We start from the raw sequence: 2,621 nt of genomic DNA, 5'->3' as shown, positions 1-2,621 counted from the left end.
CCACCCACCCTGCTGCGCGCCGACATGCTTGCGCGCGATGCGATACAGCGCCCGCTCCAACCCCCCGGATAGCAGGAAGTAATCGGGGTGCATGGTGAGCAGCGACTTTTCGTTGACGATCCCCTCGTAAACCCAATCCGAGAGGGTCAGCGTCATGCCGCGCGGCTGCTCGGTCTCGGCGTCGGTGTCGAAGGTCCAGCTATCGAGCCAGTTGAACCCGGCTTTCTGCCTGCGTGCTGACGCCCGGATCGAGGTCGTGATGGAAGTCGTCTGGAGCCGGAGCAATGCCGCCTGCAGCTCCTGATAGTCCCTGCCCCCGGTGCTGCGCTTGATCGCCCGCAACAGGTCGTAGGGCGTCGTGGTCAGCGTGCGCGGCAGGTCGTTCAAGCCCTGCTGCTTCATGCGATTGAGCGTCGATGCCGCCCATATCAGAATATCGGCATCCCATATCGTCGCCATGCCGTAGTCGGGGATTGCCTGCACGCGCACCCACGCCTCGCCGTCCGGGCTGCGATACTCGATCGGCTTCAACCGCTTGCGCTTCTGGAGCGAGAAGAACGGCCGCTCCATGACCTCGCGCTGGTCGCGGAGCGGAAGGTCGCCCAGCGCCGGGATGAACAGGTCGAACTCGGGGTTGGGATCGCGCCGCTTGCTCACGGCGCGAACCTGGTGTGGCCCCGCTTGACCAGATACTGGCGGAGCAGCCGTTCGGTGATGACGGTAAGCGGCTCCCCGCCCTCCTCGACACTAAGCTGGCGCAATGCACGGTGCATGTCCTCGGGAATGTGGATCAGCACCGGCTTCTTGCCCGGATGGCTGCTGCGCCGCGCCGGTGTCGCCGGGGTGGGCGTGTCGGCCGATCGGCGCGGCGCTGCCGCCCGTTGCGGCTCGAGGGTCGGCTCGGAAACGGAAGCCAGTGCCGGCTCCTCGGCCTCGTCATCGAAGATGCTGGCGAGCGCGGAAGGCTTTTTCGCCATTATGCCGCCTCGCTTACTGGCTTAGTCGTAAAGCCGCTTAGTCGCTTAGCCTCATTATAGGCGGCGCGCAGCTCGGCCGCCGCCTTGCTGTCCGGCTCGGTTTCGACCGCGGTGCGGCCCAACGGCGTTGCCTTGTAGAAGTCCTTCCGGAAGTGAAGGCGACTGTCGAACATCGTCACCCCCTTCGCCGCAAAGCCGGCATGGGCCTCCTGCCCCTCCCCGCCCTGGTGCGGAACCTGGGTCAGAATGACGGCGAAGGGGGTGCCGGCCTGCTGCACCTGCTTGACGGTCTGCAACACCGAATGAACGTCCAGCCCGCGCGGTGCCACGGGGATGATGACGAAATCCGCCTGCTCTGCCGCGAGCATGGCGATGTCCTTGGAGTTGGCCGGTGTGTCGATGATGATGAGGTCAATCTTGCCGCTGCCGCGCCCGCGCGAGACGTGCAGCGGTAGGCCGGCGACGCTGCTGTCCTTCACCGTCACGTCGTCGTCGTCGCGGCGCTCCGACCAATAGAGCGCCGAACCTTGCCGGTCGTCGGCGTCGAGGATCACGACGGACGCTCCTTCCCGCGCCGCCTCGACGGCGAACCCGGTCGAAAGGGTGGTTTTCGATTGCCCACCCTTCTGCGCGATCACGGCCCATACCTGCATCGCTGTTGCTCCTACTAAGCGGTTAAGCGACTTATGCCGCTTAACCGCTTAGTCGTAAAGGGTCTTAGTCGCTTAGCTATCGCCGGCTTCGTCGTCGGGATCGAGCGGATCGTGCTGCATCGGCCCATGTCCGGCGATCGGACATAGGGGCGCGCCCGTCGTCTCCAGCCATTTGCGCGCGGTCCTCACCGTATAGCCGCACGCCGCGCACTCGCATTTGGGCATCCCCGTCGCCTGCTTCTTGGGTGCCATGGTCTCGCCACCGGTGTCGAGCCGGGCATGGGTGAGGGGCGTGCGCTAAGTCCGGCCGAATGAATATCTCGAAATGGCCGTCGCCGCTGCGCCGATTATCCCAGCACTCGCCAATCGCCTTGCCCTTCGCGCCCCGGCTGGTGAAGCCGATCGCGACGCGCACGCGGGCGGGCAGGGGAGTGTCCAGCGCGTCGAACAGCGGGGCCATGCCGATCGCCACCCGGTTCAACCAGCTCTCGCGATTGTCCTGCTCCATGATCTTCTCCCTTCAAATCGCCCTTGGCGACGGCCTCGCCATCGGCCCTGCCTCGTGGCGAACAGCGGGGGAGAGGGGGCAATGGGAATCTGCCGGGGTGGTGCGGGCGCAGTGAGTGAAGCGAGGGAGCCACGGCCCGGCTGATTGCCGTTGCTGGGGAGAGGGGGCGGCGCTCCCTTTCCCCACCTGATGGAGATCTCGCCGGCATCGCCGGCGTCCGCCTGGGCGGGGCGCACCCCGCCCGCGCGAGCGATCGTTGCCCGTCAGGGGCGAGACGCCGCCACGGAGGCTCGATCGGAGCGCGAGCGGAGATAGAGCGCGGCCCGTCACGGGTGCGCGCGCCGATGCAACTATTCCCTAGCGCTTGGGTTTATGCTACACCGGCCTATGCCTGTCGTGTTCCGTATCGGTGGCCTGCGGGTCGTTATCTGGCCCAACGATCATCGCCCGGCGCACGTTCATGTGAAGGGCGCGGACGGAGAA

3 protein-coding genes and 1 pseudogene are annotated in these 2,621 nt (G+C 66.3%); all 4 read right to left on the bottom strand.

Annotation, left to right across the window (positions count from 1 at the left end; all coding sequences use genetic code 11):
* The coding region (locus AX685_RS04020; RefSeq protein ID WP_066485672.1) for a replication initiator protein A at window positions 1-657 on the bottom strand (657 nt) is incomplete at its 3' end.
* Window positions 654-977, bottom strand: a complete 324-nt coding sequence (locus AX685_RS04015; protein ID WP_066485670.1) for a hypothetical protein — start codon at window positions 975-977, stop codon at window positions 654-656. The genes AX685_RS04015 and AX685_RS04020, both read right to left, overlap by 4 nt.
* The gene (locus AX685_RS04010) at window positions 977-1,630 is read right to left on the bottom strand and encodes a ParA family protein (RefSeq protein ID WP_066485668.1); all 654 of its coding nucleotides are present in this window, start codon (window positions 1,628-1,630) and stop codon (window positions 977-979) included. The genes AX685_RS04015 and AX685_RS04010 overlap by 1 nt, the downstream gene beginning before the upstream one ends.
* A 72-nt stretch (window positions 1,631-1,702) precedes the next feature.
* Window positions 1,703-2,138 (bottom strand): annotated as a pseudogene (locus AX685_RS04005) (hypothetical protein).
* Window positions 2,139-2,621: the final 483 nt, after the last annotated feature.

The organism is Sphingomonas sp. CCH9-F2, assembly GCF_001556735.1.
Classification (GTDB): Bacteria; Pseudomonadota; Alphaproteobacteria; order Sphingomonadales; family Sphingomonadaceae; genus Sphingomonas; species Sphingomonas ginsenosidimutans.
Note: the sequence above shows the minus strand (reverse complement) of the source record. Positions and strands in the feature narration are given on the sequence as shown.

Coding starts and splice junctions, on each gene's coding strand:
- AX685_RS04015 (WP_066485670.1), bottom strand. CDS start 977: ATGGCGAAAAAGCCTTCCGCGCTCGCCAGCATCTTCGATGACGAGGCC.
- AX685_RS04010 (WP_066485668.1), bottom strand. CDS start 1,630: ATGCAGGTATGGGCCGTGATCGCGCAGAAGGGTGGGCAATCGAAAACC.